General features: G+C 65.2%; 8 protein-coding genes. All 8 read left to right on the top strand.

The window, feature by feature from the left end; all coding sequences use genetic code 11:
• Positions 1 to 63: 63 nt before the first annotated feature.
• The 8 genes from sppA to JAB4_RS21085 all read left to right on the top strand — a co-directional run bounded on the left by sppA (position 64) and on the right by JAB4_RS21085 (position 16,991).
• The gene (gene sppA / locus JAB4_RS21120) at positions 64 to 1,938 is read left to right on the top strand and encodes a signal peptide peptidase SppA (protein WP_070224056.1); all 1,875 of its coding nucleotides are present in this window, start codon (positions 64 to 66) and stop codon (positions 1,936 to 1,938) included.
• A gap of 89 nt (positions 1,939 to 2,027) precedes the next feature.
• Positions 2,028 to 2,561: a GNAT family N-acetyltransferase gene (locus JAB4_RS21115; protein WP_070224054.1), complete on the top strand. Its 534-nt coding sequence runs from the start codon at positions 2,028 to 2,030 to the stop codon at positions 2,559 to 2,561.
• A gap of 436 nt (positions 2,562 to 2,997) precedes the next feature.
• On the top strand, positions 2,998 to 4,359 hold the full coding sequence (locus JAB4_RS21110; protein ID WP_070224052.1) for an efflux RND transporter periplasmic adaptor subunit: 1,362 nt from the start codon (positions 2,998 to 3,000) through the stop codon (positions 4,357 to 4,359).
• Positions 4,356 to 7,472, top strand: coding sequence for an efflux RND transporter permease subunit (locus JAB4_RS21105; RefSeq protein ID WP_070224050.1), 3,117 nt, complete (start codon positions 4,356 to 4,358; stop codon positions 7,470 to 7,472). The genes JAB4_RS21110 and JAB4_RS21105 overlap by 4 nt, the downstream gene beginning before the upstream one ends.
• A complete protein-coding gene (locus JAB4_RS21100; protein WP_070224048.1) occupies positions 7,469 to 10,720 on the top strand; it encodes an efflux RND transporter permease subunit in 3,252 nt (1,083 codons plus the stop codon). Before JAB4_RS21105 ends, JAB4_RS21100 begins: the two co-directional genes overlap by 4 nt.
• Entirely contained in the window at positions 10,717 to 12,138 is a 1,422-nt protein-coding gene (locus JAB4_RS21095; RefSeq protein ID WP_070224047.1) for an efflux transporter outer membrane subunit, read from the top strand. The genes JAB4_RS21100 and JAB4_RS21095 overlap by 4 nt, the downstream gene beginning before the upstream one ends.
• Before the next feature lie 138 nt (positions 12,139 to 12,276).
• Positions 12,277 to 14,871 (top strand): chemotaxis protein CheB, encoded by a 2,595-nt coding sequence (locus tag JAB4_RS21090; protein WP_070224045.1) that lies wholly within the window; start codon positions 12,277 to 12,279, stop codon positions 14,869 to 14,871.
• Positions 14,868 to 16,991, top strand: a complete 2,124-nt coding sequence (locus JAB4_RS21085; protein ID WP_227742009.1) for a PAS domain S-box protein — start codon at positions 14,868 to 14,870, stop codon at positions 16,989 to 16,991. Before JAB4_RS21090 ends, JAB4_RS21085 begins: the two co-directional genes overlap by 4 nt.
• Positions 16,992 to 17,049: the final 58 nt, after the last annotated feature.

Here is a 17,049-nt window from a genome sequence, read left to right as displayed (position 1 = left end):
GGCGATCGCGGCCATTTTCAGCTATATTGATTTCCTTTAGGTACATAACCTCACGGAGCATCGATGTCACTCAACCCCTTCCCGCCGCTACGCCGCGGCTTTGGCGCATTCTGGCGCGCGCTGGACGCCACCCGCCGCGCGGTCATCAACCTGATTTTCCTGCTGATCGTCATCGCCATCCTGATCGCCATCTTTGGCGGCGGCGCCAAGCCCCTGGCGGACAAGACCACCCTGGTACTCGACTTGCAAGGCCCGCTGGTCGAGGAAACCCCGGGCGGCGTGCGCGAAGCCGTGCTGGCCAATGTCAGCGGCGAAGTCAAGAAAAGCGTGCAGCTGCGCGACGTGCTGGCGGTGCTCGACACGGCCGGCAAGGACAAGAACATCGGTTCCATGGTGATCCTGCTCGACGAATTGCAGGGGGGCGGCCTGGCGTCGCTGCGCGAAGTGGCGGCCGGCGTGGAGCGTTTCCGCGCCACGGGCAAGAAAGTGACGGCCTGGGGTTCGAGCTACAACCAGCGCCAGTACCTGGTGGCGGCCAAGGCCGACGAGGTGTTCCTGCACCCGATGGGCGGCGTCATGCTGGAAGGCTTTGGCCGCTACCGCAATTACTACCGCGACGCGCTCGACAAGGTGGGCGTGACGGTCAACCTGCTGAAGGTCGGTACGTATAAAAGCGCGGCCGAGCCTTTCATCGCCAACGGCCCGTCCGAAGCGGCGGCTGAAGCGGACCGCTACCTGAACAACGGCCTGTGGACCACCTACACGACGGACGTGGAAAAGGCGCGCAAGCTGCCGGCCGGCGCGATCATGCAAACGATCGACAACCTGCCAGCCTTGATGACGGCTGCCGGTGGCGACATTGCCAAGCTGTCGCTCAATGGAAAACTGGTCGACGGCCTGAAAACGCGCGATGAGCTGCGCCAGTTCATGATGGCGCGCGGCGCCAAGAACACGGAAGGCACGAACTTCCGCCAGGTGAACTACACCGATTACCTGGCGCGTCTGCGCCCCGTGCACATCGGCGATGCCGTCGGCGTGGTCATCGCCTCGGGCGAAATCGGCGACGGCATCGCGCCGCCGGGCGCCATCGGCGGCCTGTCCACCTCGCGCCTGATCCGCCAGGCGCGCGAAGACAAGTCGATCAAGGCCGTCGTGCTGCGCGTCGATTCGCCGGGCGGCAGCGCCTTCGGCTCGGAACTGATCCGCCGCGAACTGGAACTGACGCGCGCCGCCGGCAAGCCGGTGGTCGTCTCGATGGGCAACGTGGCCGCTTCGGGCGGCTACTGGATCAGCACCTCGTCCGATGAAGTGATCGCCGACGCGGCTACCATCACCGGCTCCATCGGCGTGTTCGCGATTCTGCCGACGGCCGACAAGGTGGTGGAAAAGCTGGGCATCCACACGGCCGGCTCGCCGACCACGTGGCTGGCCGACGCGGGCAACCCCTTGCGCCCGCTCGATCCCCGCTTCGCCGAAGTGATCCAGGGTTCGATCAACCACGTGTATGGCGACTTCCTGAACCTGGCGGCCAAGGCGCGCAAGACGACACCGGAAAAGATCGATGCAGTGGCGCAGGGCCGCGTCTGGACGGGCTTGCAGGCGAAAGAGCGCAACCTGGTCGACCGCATCGGCAGCTATGGCGATGCGCTGGCCTCGGCCGCCAAGCGGGCCAATCTGGGCGCCGACTACCGCGTGACCTACCTGGAACAGGAAACGTCGAACGTCGATCGCCTGATCGGCATGTTCGGTTCCAAGGCCATGGCCTCGCTGGGGCTGGGCGAACACGTGAAACTGGGCCTGGCCGGCACGGGCTTGCCGGCCGACGCGGCGCTGGGCATGGCGCAGGACCTCTCCTGGCTGTCGGGCATCACGCGCGAGCGCAAACCGTTCATGGCGCTTACGCACTGCCTGTGCGAGGTGCCCCTGGGCGGCAAGTAAGGTCAGGCCTTACACGGCAATATAGATGACATCTCCAAGCCGGCTTCGCCCGGCTTGTTTTCCTTGAGGAGCAGACTATGGCAAGCGACATGAGTGGACCCACGGGTATCACCATCCGCCCTTGCATCAAGGGCGATGAACAGGCGCTGGCGCTGGTGGGACAGGCCACCTTCCTGGAAGCGTTCGCCGGCATCCTCGATGGCGCCGACGTCATCGCCCATTGCCAGCGCCAGCATGACGCGCAGCTGTACCGCGACTGGCTGGCGCTGCCGGCCATGCGCCTGTGGCTGGCCGAGGCCATGCCCGGCGGCGCACCCGTCGGTTATCTGGTGCTCAGTCCCGCCAGCCTGCCGGTGGCGGACCCGCGTCCGGACGACCTGGAAATCAAGCGCATCTACCTGCTGCACCGCTTCCAGGGCCGGCGCGTGGGCCAGCGCCTGATGCAGGCGGCGCTGAGCCAAGCGCGCGCCGGCGGGGCAGGGCGCGTGCTGCTGGGCGTGTACGCGGAAAACCACGACGCGCTGGCGTTCTATGTGCGCTGCGGCTTTGCGCAGGTGGGACGGCGCACCTTCCGCGTCGGCCGCACCGACTACCAGGATGTCATCCTCGGCATGACCTTGTAAATTCAGGTAAAGAATCGCCGCCGTCTGTGACCACTTGATCCCCGCGCGGCGCCGGGTCAAGGCGGCTGGCGGGAGATTTGTAGCGAGTTTGTATCTGCATGCGAGTCGCCCGCGTCTGGCGCACGCCGGGCGATGACGCCCCGCAAGCCTGATTTTTCCACCGTTACCCCACAGGGTCGGCCCGCCTGCCGGCCCGCCTGGTCCTCCCATGCCTGCCAGGCTGTGTGTAATTGTTTCAAGTAGAAATGAAACAGTTACATGACTATGCTAGAGTCGTTTCACGCTGGAGAGCGATGTTTTTTCAGCTGATTTTCAGCTCTTGACTCCCCGGCTGTGTACCGAAACAACCCCGAAAAACGGTCGTCCGGCCTGAGTGTGTTCCACCTCGGCCGGCGCCACAGAATCGCCGTGCCAGCGGCCACTACAAGGATAAGCGATGGATTCGCAGACAACACCCCATACCCCGCGGCGCAGCCGCCGTTCGAAAATCGTCGGCACGGTCATCGCGCTGGCCGTGATGGCGGCGCTGGGGGGCGGTGCCTGGTATCTGACCCATTCCGGCGCCAGCGCCCAGGGCGGTGCCGGCGGTCCCGGTGGCCCGGGCGGACCCGGCGGGCCTGGCGGACGCCGCGGCGCTCCCTCGACCACCGTCGGCGTGGCCACGGCCGTCAAGTCCGACCTGCCCGTGGTGCTCGATGCGCTGGGCACGGTGACGGCCGCATCCACCGTGACGGTGCGCCCGCAAGTGTCGGGCATTTTGAAGGAATTGAAATTCAAGGAAGGCGGCATGGTCAAGGCGGGCCAGGTGGTGGCGCAGATCGATCCGGCCCAGTTCGAGATGGCGCTGATGCAGGCCACGGGCCAGCGCCAGCGCGATGAAGCGCAGCTGGAAAACGCGCGCCTGACCCTGAAACGCTATCAAACCCTGCTGGGCCAGGATTCCATCGCGCGCCAGGACGTCGACACGCAGGCCGCATTGGTCAAGCAGCTGGAAGGCACTGTCATGACGGACCGCGCGTCCGAAGGCACGGCCAGGCTGAACCTCGGCTACACCAAGGTGGTATCGCCGATCAGCGGCCGTGCGGGCCTGAAGGTGGTCGATATCGGCAACCTGGTGAGCACCAGCGACACGGGCGGCGTGGTGGTGGTGACGCAGCTCTCGCCCATCGACGTGGAATTCTCCGTGCCGCAGGATAAGGTGCAGACCATCCAGGAGCGCCTGAATGGCGGCTCGGCCCTGGCGGCGCTGGCGCTGGACCGCACGCGCACGCATACGCTGGACAAGGGCAGCTTGACGGCGCTCGACAACCAGGTCGACGTGCAGACGGGCACCGTGCGCGCCAAGGCCCGCTACACGAACGACAAGATGGCCTTGTTCCCCAGCCAGTTCGTCAACGTGCGTCTGGAACTGGGCAACATCACGGGCGCCGTGCTGGTGCCCGTCACGGCTTTGCGTCACAGTAACAACGGCGACTTCGTGTATGTGCTCAAGGCCGACAAGACCGTCACCGTGCGCATGGTCACGCGGGGCCAGGCCACCACCGACATGGTGGAAATCCGCGCCGGCCTGGAAGCGGGAGAGCAAGTCATTACGGAAGGCGCCGACCGCCTGAAGGAAGGCGCGAAGGTCATGCTGGCGGGCGACAAGCCGGCCATGGGCGGCGCAGGTGCTGCCGGCGCGAACGGCGAACGCCGCCACCGCCGCCAGCATGCTGAGGGCGCGGCCAGCGCTTCGGCCACCGCCTCCGCTCCCGCCAGTGCGCCGGCGACCGCTCCGGCGAAGGGCGCAGCGCAATGAGTCCATCGACGCCGTTCATCCAGCGCCCCGTCGCCACGGCGCTGCTGATGCTGGCCATCGTGCTGGCGGGGCTGGTCGGCTTCAAGTTCCTGCCGCTGGCCGCCTTGCCGCAGGTGGACTTCCCCACCATCCAGGTGCAGACCCTGTACCCGGGCGCCAGTCCCGAAGTCATGGGACAGACGGTGACGGCGCCGCTGGAGCGCCAGTTCGGGCAGATGTCGGGTCTACAGCGCATGAGTTCCACCAGCGCGGCCGGCGTTTCCCTCATCACCCTGCAATTTACCCTGGGCCAGACCCTGGACGTGGCCGAGCAGGAAGTGCAGGCGGCCATCAACGCGGGCGGCTCGCTGCTGCCGACCGACTTGCCGGCGCCGCCCGTGTACGCGAAGATCAACCCGGCCGACGCGCCCGTGCTGACCCTGGCGATTACGTCGGACACGATGCCGCTGACGCAGGTGCAGAACATCGTCAACACGCGTTTGGCGCTGAAGATCAGCCAGGTCAACGGCGTGGGCCTCGTCTCGCTGTCGGGCGGCCAGCGTCCCGCCGTGCGCATCCAGGGCGACACCAAATTGCTGGCCTCGTACGGCCTGGGCCTCGACAGCCTGCGCACGGCCATCGCGGCGGCCAACGTCAACAGCGCCAAGGGCAGTTTCGACGGCCCCACGCGTTCGTTTACCATCAACGCCAACGACCAGCTGGTGACGGCGGAAGACTACAAGCGCCTGATCATCACCTATAAAAACGGCGCACCCGTGCGCCTGGCTGACGTGGCGAACGTCGTCGACAGCGCGGAAAACACGCGCCTCGGTGCCTGGTCGGGCAAGCAGCCGGCCATCATCCTGAACGTGCAGCGCCAGCCCGGCGCCAACGTCATCAAGACGGTCGACGCCATCAAGGCCCTGCTGCCCGACCTGCAGGCCAGCCTGCCGGCGGCCATGAAGCTCGACGTGCTGAGCGACCGCACGACGGGCATCCGCGCTTCCGTCGAGCACGTGGAAATGGAACTGCTGTTATCCGTGCTGCTGGTGGTGCTGGTGATCTTCGCCTTCCTGCACAGCCTGCGCGCCACGGTGATCGCCAGCCTGTCCGTGCCGATTTCGCTGATCGGCGCCTGCGGCGTCATGTATTTGCTCGGCTATAGCCTGAACAACCTGTCGCTGATGGCGCTGACGATCGCCACGGGTTTTGTCGTCGATGACGCCATCGTCATGATCGAAAACATCGCCCGCTACATCGAGGAGGGCGAAACGCCGATGGCCGCCGCATTGAAGGGCGCGTCGCAGATCGGCTTTACCATCATCTCGCTGACGGTGTCCCTGATCGCCGTGCTGATTCCCCTGCTGTTCATGGGCGACGTGGTGGGCCGGCTGTTCCGCGAATTTGCCATGACCCTGGCCATCACCATCTTGATTTCCGCCGTGGTGTCGCTCACCCTGGTGCCGATGATGTCGGCGCGCTGGCTGAAAAGCCACGCCGATGAAAAAATCAGCGCCACGGGCCAGCGCATCCAGGCGTTCCTCGACCGCGTGATCGTGCAGTACGACCATGCGCTCGTGTGGGTGCTGAAGCGCCAGGGCCTGACCCTGCTCGTCGCCCTGGCCACCTTGCTGCTGACCGTCATCCTGTACATCACGATTCCGAAAGGCCTGTTCCCCACGCAGGACACGGGCCAGCTGCAGGCGCGCATCGAAACCTCGCAAGCCGTCTCGTACGAGCGCATGGCCACCTTGCAGCAGGCGGCTGCCAGCGCGCTGCTGGAAGACCCCGCTGTCGATACCTTGAGTTCCCTCGTCGGCGTCGATGCGGCCAACAACACCATGCTGCACACGGGTAGCATGCTGATCAACCTGAAGCGTCCGCGCAGCGGCAGCCAGGACGAGATCATGGAACGCCTGCGCAACCGCGTGGCCAAGGTGGCCGGCGTGACCCTGTATCTGCAGCCGACGCAGGATCTGACCATCGATGCGGAATCGGGGCCGACGCAGTACCGCGTCTCGCTCGAAGGGGCCGATACGGCCACCGTCACCGAATGGGCCGGCAAGCTGGCCGCCCGCATGCGCGAGCAATCGCAGCTGCGCAACGTCGTCACGGATGCGGGCGCCACGGGCGCCGCCGTGACGGTCGCCATCGACCGCGACAGCGCCGCGCGCATGTCGGTGACCACGGCCACCGTCGACGACGCCTTATATAACGCCTTCGGCCAGCGCATCATTTCGACGATTTTCACGGAAACCAACCAGTACCGCGTGATTCTCGAAGCGCAGCCGGGCATCGTCACGACGCCGGCCGACCTGTCGGACCTGCAGGTGCGCACAGGTTCCGGCAAGTCGACGCCGCTGTCCGCCTTTGCCAGCGTCAGCGAAAAACAGGCGCCGCTGCAGATCACGCACGTGGCGCAGTATCCGGCCACGACGCTCGGCTTTGATACGACGCAAGGCGTGGCGCTGGGCAGCGCCGTCGACGCCATCCGCCAGGCGGCGAAAGACATCGCCTTGCCGCCATCGGTGACATTGACCTTCCTCGGCGCGGCCGGCGCGTATGAAAACTCGCTGTCGAACCAGCTGTGGCTCATTCTGGCCGCCGTCGTCTGCGTGTACATCGTGCTGGGCGTGCTGTACGAAAGCTACATCCACCCGCTGACGATCCTGTCGACCCTGCCGTCGGCCGGCGTGGGCGCCCTGCTGGCGCTGATGATCTCGGGGCAGGACCTGGGCGTGATCGGCATCATCGGCATCATCCTGCTGATCGGCATCGTCAAGAAGAACGCCATCATGATGATCGACTTCGCCATCGAGGCCGAGCGCGACGAGGGGAAAAGTCCGCAGGAAGCCATCCACCAGGCGGCGCTGCTGCGTTTCCGTCCCATCCTGATGACGACCCTGGCGGCCCTGTTCGCGGCCGTGCCGCTGATGCTGGGCTGGGGCGAGGGCGCCGAATTGCGCCGTCCGCTGGGCCTGGCCATCTTCGGCGGCCTGATCGTCAGCCAGGTGCTGACCTTGTTCACCACACCCGTCATCTACCTGGGCTTCGACCGCCTGGGCCAGCGCTTCGCGGGCAAAGGGAAGAACGCTGTCAGTCTCGATAAGCCGGGTGCGGGGAGCGCCGCGTGAACCTGTCCGAACCGTTCGTCAAGCGCCCCATCGCCACCGTGCTGCTGACCATCGGCATCGCGCTGGCGGGCATCGGCGCCTTCTTCGTGCTGCCCGTCTCGCCGCTGCCGCAGGTCGATTATCCGACCATTTCCGTCAGCGCCAGCCTGCCCGGCGCCAGCCCCGCGACCATGGCCACGTCGGTGGCCACGCCGCTGGAACGGCGCCTGGGCGTGATCTCGGGCGTGAACGAGATGACGTCGTCGTCGGGCACGGGCTCGGCGCGCATCAATTTGCAGTTCGACTTGAACCGCAAGATCGATTCGGCCGCGCGCGAAGTGCAGGCGGCCATTGCCGCCGCGCGCGTGGACTTGCCGGCCACCTTGCGCAGCAATCCCACCTATCGCAAGGCCAATCCGTCCGACGCGCCCGTGATCATCCTGGCGCTGACGTCGAAGACGCGCACGCCGGGCCAGATCTACGATGCCGTGTCGAACCTGGTGCAGCAAAAGGTGGCGCAAGTCAAAGGCGTGGGCGACGTGGAACTGGGCGGCGGTTCGCTGCCCGCCGTGCGCGTGGAACTGCTGCCGTACCAGCTCAATCACTACAGCTTGTCGATGGAGGACGTGCGGGCGGCCATCCAGGCCAGCAACGCCAACCGCCCCAAGGGAGCCATTTCCGGCGACGAGCGCAGCCTGCAGATCTATTCGGGCGCGGCGACGGCGTCGGGCGGGCGCTCAGCAAACGACTACCGCAGCCTGGTCGTGGCCTGGCGCGACGGCGCCGCCATCCGCCTCGACGACGTGGCCGACGTGGTCGACGGCGTGGAGAACAACAATACCCTGGGCCTGTTCAATGGCGACCCGGCCGTCATCGTGCTGATCACGCGCCAGCCCGGCGCCAACGTCATCGCCACGGTGGACGGCGTGCGCGCGCTGCTGCCGCAACTGCAGGCGCAGCTGCCGGGCGACATCAAGCTGCAGGTGGCGTCCGACAGCACCAATTCCATCCGCTCGTCGCTGCACGAAATCGAATTCACCTTGATCCTGTCCATCGTGCTCGTCGTGCTGGTGGTCAGCGCCTTTTTGCGCAGCGTGCGCGCCACCATCATCCCGGCCGTGGCCACCATCGTTTCCCTGCTGGGCACCTTCGGCGTGATGTACATGCTGGGCTTTAGCCTGAACAATCTGTCCCTGATGGCGCTGACGGTGGCCACGGGCTTCGTCGTCGACGACGCCATCGTGGTGCTGGAAAACACGCAGCGCCACATCGAGGCGGGGATGGACCGCTTCAAGGCGGCCCTGCTGGGCGCGCGCGAAGTGGGTTTTACGGTGCTGTCGATCAGTCTGTCGCTGGTGGCCGTCTTCATCCCGCTGCTGTTCATGGGCGGGCAGGTGGGGCGCTTGTTCCGCGAATTCGCCGTCACCCTGTCGGCCGCCGTGATGATTTCGCTCGTCATCTCCCTCACGACCACGCCGATGATGTGCGCCTGGCTGCTGAAAAGCGGCCAGCAGCACCAGCCGCCGGGCCGGGTCGCGCGCTGGTTCGAGCGGGGTTTCGAGCGCATGCTGAAAGTCTACGAGCATTGCCTGGACTGGGCGCTGTCGAGCGCCGCGCTGGTGATGACCATCCTCGTCTTCGTCGTCGGCCTGAATGTGTACCTGTTCGCGGCCGCGCCCAAGGGCTTTTTCCCGCAGCAGGATACGGGCCAGATCAATGGCGGCATGCGCGCCGACCAGAGCATCTCGTTCCAGGCCATGCAGAGCAAGTTGCGCCAGCTGGTCAACATCATCAAGGACGACCCGGCCGTCGCCACCGTCGTGGGGTTTACGGGCGGCGGACGGGCAGGGGGCGGCTTCATGTTCATCGACTTGAAGCCGGCCTCGCAGCGCACGGACAAGGGGCAAGCCGTGATCGCGCGCCTGCGTCCGCAACTGGCCAAGGTGACGGGCATTTCGCTGTTCCTCAACCCCGTGCAGGATTTGCGCATGGGCGGGCGCTCGAGCAATTCCACGTACCAGTACACCCTGATCAGCGACAACCAGGCGGACCTGAAGAAGTGGGCGGCGAAGCTGGCCGACCAGATGAAGCTGCAGCCGGCCCTGATCGACGTGGACACGGACCAGGCGGAAAACGGCGTGGAAACCTTTGTTTCCATCGACAAGGACCGCGCCACGCAGCTGGGCGTGCAAGTGAAGGATATCGACAATGCGCTGTACAACAGCTTCGGCCAGCGCCAGGTGGCGACCATCTACGATGAGCTGAACCAGTACCACGTGATCATGGAAGTGGCGCCCCGTTATGCGCAAAGCCCGGAAGCGCTGCGCTCCGTGTATGTGCCGGCGTCGAATGCGGCGGCCGTCGCGGCCACCAGCACGACGGCGACGGCCAGCACCACCGCTGCGGCGACGGGCGCGGCGACGTCGAACACGACGGCGGCGCGCGACCCGTCCAGCGGCTCGGCCCTGTCCACGACCCTGGCGCACATGGTGCCGCTGTCCTCGTTCAGCAGCTTTGCGGAAAGCGCGACCGCGACGTCGATCAACCACCAGGGCGGCGAGCTGGCCACCACCGTGTCGTTCAACCTGGCCGACGGCTATCCGCTCAGCGACGGGCAGGCCGCCGTGGCCCAGGCGGAGTCGGAAATCGGCATGCCCGTCAACGTGCGCGGCAGCTTCCAGGGCTCGGCCAAGAGCGCGCAGGACAGCAACAAGGAGCAGCCGCTCTTGATCCTGGCGGCCATCGTGGTCATCTACATCGTGCTGGGCATCCTGTACGAAAGCCTGATCCATCCCGTCACCGTGCTGTCGACCTTGCCGTCGGCGGGGGTGGGCGCCGTGCTGGCCTTGCTGCTGTTCCGCATGGAGTTTTCCATCATCGCCCTGATCGGCGTGTTCCTGTTGATCGGTATCGTCAAGAAAAATGCTATATTGATCATCGACTTCGCGCTGGAGGCCGAGCGTTCGCGCGGCTTGAGTGCAGTGGAGGCGGTGCGCGAGGCATGTTTGCTGCGTTTTCGCCCCATTCTGATGACCACCCTGGCGGCGGCGCTTGGCGCCTTGCCGCTGGCGATCGGTTTCGGCGAGGGGTCGGAGCTACGCCAGCCCTTGGGGGTCGCCATCATCGGCGGCCTGATCGCCAGCCAGTTACTCACATTGCTGACCACCCCGGTGGTCTACATCCTGCTCGACAAGCTGCGCACGCGCAGCGCCGACGAGCAGCAATTGAGCCGCATTCCTGGGCCAGATAACCCGAGCACACAATCATGAAGCAAGTAAAACCTATTTCCTCCGCCGTCCCCGCACGCCGCCTGCTGGCTTTGGCCGCGGCAGTTCTCCTTGCCGGCTGTGCCGTCAGCCCCGCGTATGAAACGCCGACGGCCGCCGCGCCGCAAACGTTCAAGGAGGCGGCCGGCTGGCAACCGGCCGCGCCGGCCGACACCCTGGAGCGCGGTCCCTGGTGGACCCTGTTCGGCGACGCGCAATTGAACCAGCTGGCCGAAGGCATCGACATCTCGAACCAGAACGTGGCGGCCGCCATCGCTTCGTACGAGCAGGCGCGCGCGCTGGTGCGCGAACAGCGCGCCTCGCTGTTCCCCACCGTGAACCTGACGGGCAGCGGCGCCCGTTCCGGTGGCGGGGGCGAGCAGCAGACGAACAACAACTTCAAGGCCGCCATCGGCGCCTCGTGGGAGCCGGACGTGTGGGGCAAGCTGCGCGCCGGCGTGACGGGCGCCGATGCCAGCGCGGCCGCCAGTGCGGCCGACCTGGCCGCCGCGCGTCTGTCGGCGCAGGGCGAGCTGGCCACCAATTACTTTTCGCTGCGCCAGAGCGATGCGCAGATCGCGCTGCTGAACGCCACCATCGATGGCTACAAGCGCGTGCTCGAGATCACCGGCAACCGTTTTAACTCGGGCATCGCCGCCAAGTCCGACCTGCTGCAGGCGCAGACGCAGCTGGCCAATGCGCAGATCGACCTGTCGAGTCAGACGCGCGCCCGCGCCCAGCTCGAACACGCGATCGCCATCCTGCTGGGCCGCGCACCGTCCGACTTCAGTCTGGCCGCGGCGCCGTGGACCCTGACCGTGCCCGAGGTGCCGCTGGGCGTGCCATCGACCCTGCTGCAGCGCCGTCCCGACATCGCCGCCGCCGAGCGCAGGGTGGCCGTGGCCAACGAGCAGATCGGCATCGCCCGCTCGGCCTACTATCCGAGCCTGAACCTGACGGGTTCCTACGGTTCCGGCGCCAGCAAGGTGGGCGACCTGTTCAACGCTTCAAGCAGCTTGTGGTCGTTGGGCGTGTCGGCCGCGCAAACGCTGTTCAACGCGGGCGCCACCACGGCCAGCGTCGATGCTGCCAAGGCGGGCCATGAGGCGGCTGTGGCGCGCTACCGCCAGACGGTATTGAGTGCCTTTGGCGCCGTGGAAGACCAGTTGTCGGCCACGCGCGCGCTGGCCGAGCAATTGGCCTTGCGCCAGCAGGCGTCGTCGGCCGCCGACCAGGTCGAACAGCAGATGCTGAACCGCTACAACGCGGGCCAGGTCGGCTACACGGACGTGGTGACGGCGCAGGTAACGGCCCTGTCGGCGCGCCGTTCGCTGGTGCAGGCCCAGGCGGACCGCCAGACGACGGCCGTGGCCCTGATCCAGTCGCTGGGAGGCGGCTGGCATGCGCCGCAGACGCAGTAAGGGGGCGATCAGGGGCAGGCTGGCGCAGGCGAAAACCCCTGCGCCAAATTCGCGTTTTCCTGCGCATCTTGAGTGCTAGAATGCAAGATTATCAATTCCCAGCCTGACGGCCCCGCCGTGGCTGCTTTCTTGCAGACGATGACACGCAGCAAACACAGTAATATGTCCGTTCCCGACGTGGCCACCATCGTTTTTCCCGTGGTGGCCATCGGCGCTTCCGCCGGCGGGCTCGATCCCATCGTCGCTTTTCTGGCGAACGTGCCGCAGGAAAGCGGCATTGCCTATGTGGTGATCCAGCACCTCGATCCCACGCAAAAGGCCATGCTGCCGGAATTGTTGCAGCGCGCCACCAGCATTCCCGTCACGGAAATCACGCACCAGGCGGAGTTGCGGCCCAATCATATCTATGTGATCCCGTCGAATGCCGACCTGGGCCTGGCCAAGGGCCGTTTCGTGCTCAGCGAGCCGGTGCAGCTGCGCGGACACCGCCTGCCCATCAATACCTTTTTCGAAAGCCTGGCCAGCGAGCTGGGCGAACTGGCCGTCGGCGTGATTTTTTCCGGCATGGGCAGCGACGGCACGCGCGGCCTGCAGGCGATCAAGCAGGCGGGCGGCCTGACCCTGGCCCAGCATCCCGATACGGCCAAGTTCGACATGATGCCGCAAAGCGCGATTGCCGCCGAAGTGGTGGACCTCGTCGATTTCCCCGACAAGATGCCTGACAAGATCATCACCTATCTGTTCCGCAGCAGTTTCCTCAGCTTGCCGGGGCATGAGCCGAACGGCCGCAATTCGCTGCAGGAAATCGTCGCCCTGCTGTCCGAGCACACGGGCAACAGTTTTACCGACTACAAGATCAATACGGTATTGCGGCGCATCGAACGGCGCATGAGTTTGTACCAAATGACGTCGATGGAAGAGTACGTTCCCTACCTGCGCGAGAATCCCGCGGAAATCGACTTGCTGTTCAAGGAATTGTTGATCGGCGTGACGAGCTTTTTCCGCGATCCGAAAGTGTGGGAATACCTGAAGATGGTGGTCGTGCCGCAAATGCTGGCGGCCCACCCGGACGGGCGCGCCTTCAAGGCCTGGGTGCCCGCCTGTTCCACGGGCGAGGAAGCGTATTCGCTGGCCATGGTGTTCCATGAAGTGGTGGCCGGCATCAACCCGCCGTCGAAATACAGCCTGCAGATCTTCGCCACCGATCTGTCGGCCGATGCCATCGACCGCGCGCGCCAGGGGCGCTTTCCGCACAGCATCATCAGCGACGTATCTGCCGAGCGGCTGGAGCGTTTCTTTGTCAATGACAAGCACGGCTACCATGTGAAGAAAGAGATCCGCAACACGATCATCTTCGCCCAGCAAAACATCATTTCGGACCCGCCGTTCACCAAGCTCGACATCCTGTGCTGCCGCAACCTGTTGATCTATCTGAATGCCAAGCTGCAGCAGCGCCTCATTCCCCTGTTTCATTACGCCTTGAACCGCGATGGGATTTTACTGCTGGGCAGCGCCGATACGCCCGGTCATTTTTCCGAGCTGTTTTCGCCGCTGACCACGTCGACCCGGCTGTACCGCCGCCTCGACAATCTGGCGCGCCAGCGCCTGCCCACGTATTTTCCCACCAAGGTATCGTTGGCATCCCCCCCCACACCTAGCGACACGAGAGAAGTCAGCATGACTGGAAAGATTCAAGCCCATGTCGAGCAATTATTGCTCCAGAAATATTCGCCGGCCGCCGCGCTGCTGAACCAGGATGGCGACATCCTGTACATCAACGGCCGCACGGGCGCCTTTCTCGAACCGGCGGCCGGCAAGGCCAACTGGAATATCCATGCCATGGCGCGCGAAGGCTTGCGTTACGAGCTGGCCAGCCTGATCAAGCAGGCGCTGCAAAGCGAAAGCGTGGTACGCCTGAAGGGCCTGGTCGTCAAGGACCACCTGGGGCAATCGCTGGGCGTGGATCTGAGCGCCGAAGCCCTGAGCCAGCCCGAATCCCTGCGCGGCATGGTGTTTGTCACGTTTTCCAGTGCGCCTCTGGTGGCCGAGGCGCGGCGCGGCCGTTCGCCTAACCCCAAGGTGCTGGAGCTGGAACAGCAGCTGGCGCAGGCGCGCAATGAAATCCAGGCCGTGCGCGACGAGATGCAGACCTCGCGCGAGGAATTGAAATCGGCCAACGAAGAATTGCAGTCGACCAATGAAGAGCTGCAGTCGACGAACGAGGAATTGACCACCTCGAAGGAAGAGATGCAGTCGCTCAACGAGGAGTTGTACACGGTCAATGCCGAGCTGCAATCGAAAGTCGATGATTTGTCGCTCGTCAATAGCGACATGAAAAACTTGCTCAACAGCACCGATATCGCCACCATCTTCCTCGACAGCGATTTGCGCATCCGCCGCTTCACGGCGCCGGCCACGCAAATCTACAAATTGATCCAGACGGACTTGCGCCGCCCGCTCAGCGACATCGTCAACGACCTCGATTATCCGGGCCTGGAAGACGATGCGCTCGAAGTGATCCGCAGCCTGGTGTTTTGCGAACGGCAAGTACCGACCAAGAACGGGCGCTGGTACAACGTGCGCATCATGCCGTACCGCACGATCGAAAACGTGATCGATGGCGTGGTCGTGACCTTCATCAACATCACGGAATCGAAGCTGCTGGAAGCCCAGCTGCGCCAGATCCAGTCCGGCGTCGCGGCAGACGGGAAAGCAGGGGAGAGCGCCTCATGAACGAACCATTCGACGAGGAGAGCGTGCCGGCCCGATTGCGGGAGCAGGCCGAACAACTGGCGGCGCAGCAGCGTCAGCCCGTGCCGCAGTCGAATGAAGAGGTGATACGCCAGCTGCATGAGTTGCAGGTCAGCCAGATCGAGCTGGAAATGCAGAACGCGGCCCTGGCCGAGCTCGAGCAGCTGAAGAATGAATATGAAAGCAGCCGCGACCGTTATGCGCAGCTGTATGAACAGGCGCCCGTCAGCTACTTCTCGCTGGCGCGCGAGGGCGTGATCACGCGTGTCAACGTGGCCGCCTGCGGCTTGCTGCAGCGCGACAAGAACCAGCTGCTGGGGCGGCGCTTCGAGCAATTCGTCGCGCCCCAGGCGCAGGGCGGCTTCCGCCGCTTCCTCGACACCGTCTTTACCTGCGGCGCGCGCCAGGTGCTCGAGGCGCAACTGTTCGAAGGCGAGGCGGGCGGCATGGGCGGCATGGTGCGCATCGAAGCTAATTTCGACGCGGACAGCGCCACGGCGCGCATGCTGGTGACGGACCTGGGCGATGAGCATGCGCGCGAATCGGCCTTGCGGCGCGCCTTCGTCATCCTCGACAGTATCCGCGAAGGCGTGCTGGTGACGGACAGCGCCAACCGCATCATTTCCGTCAACCCCGCCTTCACCACCATCACCGGCTACCAGGCCGAGGAAGCCATCGGACGCGATCCGTCCTTCCTCGGCGGCGGCACGCATTTGCCGCATTTCTATGAAACCATGTGGCGCAGCCTGCACGAGGAAGGCAGCTGGTATGGCGAACTGGTGAACCGGCGCAAGAATGGCGAGCGCTTCGTCGAATCGCTGTCGATCACGCCCATGCGCACGGCCGATGGCGCCATCAGCCATTTTGTCGGCGTGTTTTCCGATATCACCGAACGCAAGCTGGCCGAGGCGGACCTGCGCGAACTGCACCGCGAGCTGGACCAGCGGGTCATCGACCGCACGGCCGAACTGCTGCGGGCCAACCAGCACCTGCAGCTGGAAGTGCACCAGCGCGAGCGGGCGCAGGAAGCCTTGCGCGATGCCGAGCGCTTCTTTCACGCCACCATCGATTCGCTGACGGACCGCGTGCTGGTGCTGGACCAGGCGGGCAGCGTCGTGCATGCGAACCAGGCTTGCCTGGCCTTCGTCGGGCAAAAGCAGCCGCCGCTGCAGTACCTGGAATTTTGCGAGACCGACCCGCGCTGGCAGCGCAGCGCCGGACGCGAGCTGGCCGCCGGCATCCGCTCCGTCATTGCCGGCACTGCCGACACGTTTGCGCTCGAATACGAGTTTGCCACGCGCTCGGGGCCCCGCTGGTCGCAGGCCAGGATCAGCCGTTTCCTCGGCGAAGGGCCGTTGCGCGTGGTGGTGGCGCACACGGACATTACGGAACGCAAGCTGATGGATGGCGCCTTGCGCCAGTCGCACGCGCAGCTGCGCCAGCTTGCCCTGCACCTGGAAACGGCCAAGGAAGACGAGCGCAAGCGCATTTCGCGCGATATCCACGATGAACTGGGGCAAAACCTGCTGGCGCTGCGCATCGATATCTCCATGCTCAGCGCCCGCACCGAGGGTTCCCATCCGCGCTTGCACGGCCGCGTCGGCGCCGTGCTCAGCAACGTCGACACGACCATCAAGAGCGTGCGCGGCATCATCAACGAACTGCGCCCGATGGCGCTGGACCTGGGCTTGCAGGCCGCCATCGAATGGCAGGTGGGCGACTTCCGCAAGCGCAGCGGCGTCGCCTGCCGCCTGCTGATACGCGACGAGGCGCTGTTTGCCGCCATCGGCAGCCAGGCTGAGATCGTGCTGTTCCGCATCGTGCAGGAAGCGCTCAGCAATGTCATGCGCCATGCCCAGGCCAGCCAGGTCGAGATCGAGCTCAGTTCGGATGCCTGCGCCGTGTACGTGACCATCAGCGACAACGGCATCGGCATCACGCCGCAGCAGCAGCGCAAGAAACAGTGTTTTGGCCTGATCGGCATTGCCGAGCGGGTGACGGCGCTGGGCGGGCACTTCGAGGTGGGCTTGCCGGCGTCGGGCGCCGGCTGCCGCCTGGCCCTGCAGATTCCCCTGCAGGGAGTGAGGCAGCCAGCCGCCTGATACAGAAATTGCAATGGGTTAATTTTTGCCGACTCAGGTCCCTTGGACAGGCTATACT

Source organism: Janthinobacterium sp. HH102 (assembly GCF_001758625.2).
Classification (GTDB): domain Bacteria; phylum Pseudomonadota; class Gammaproteobacteria; order Burkholderiales; family Burkholderiaceae_D; genus Janthinobacterium.
Note: the sequence above shows the minus strand (reverse complement) of the source record. Positions and strands in the feature narration are given on the sequence as shown.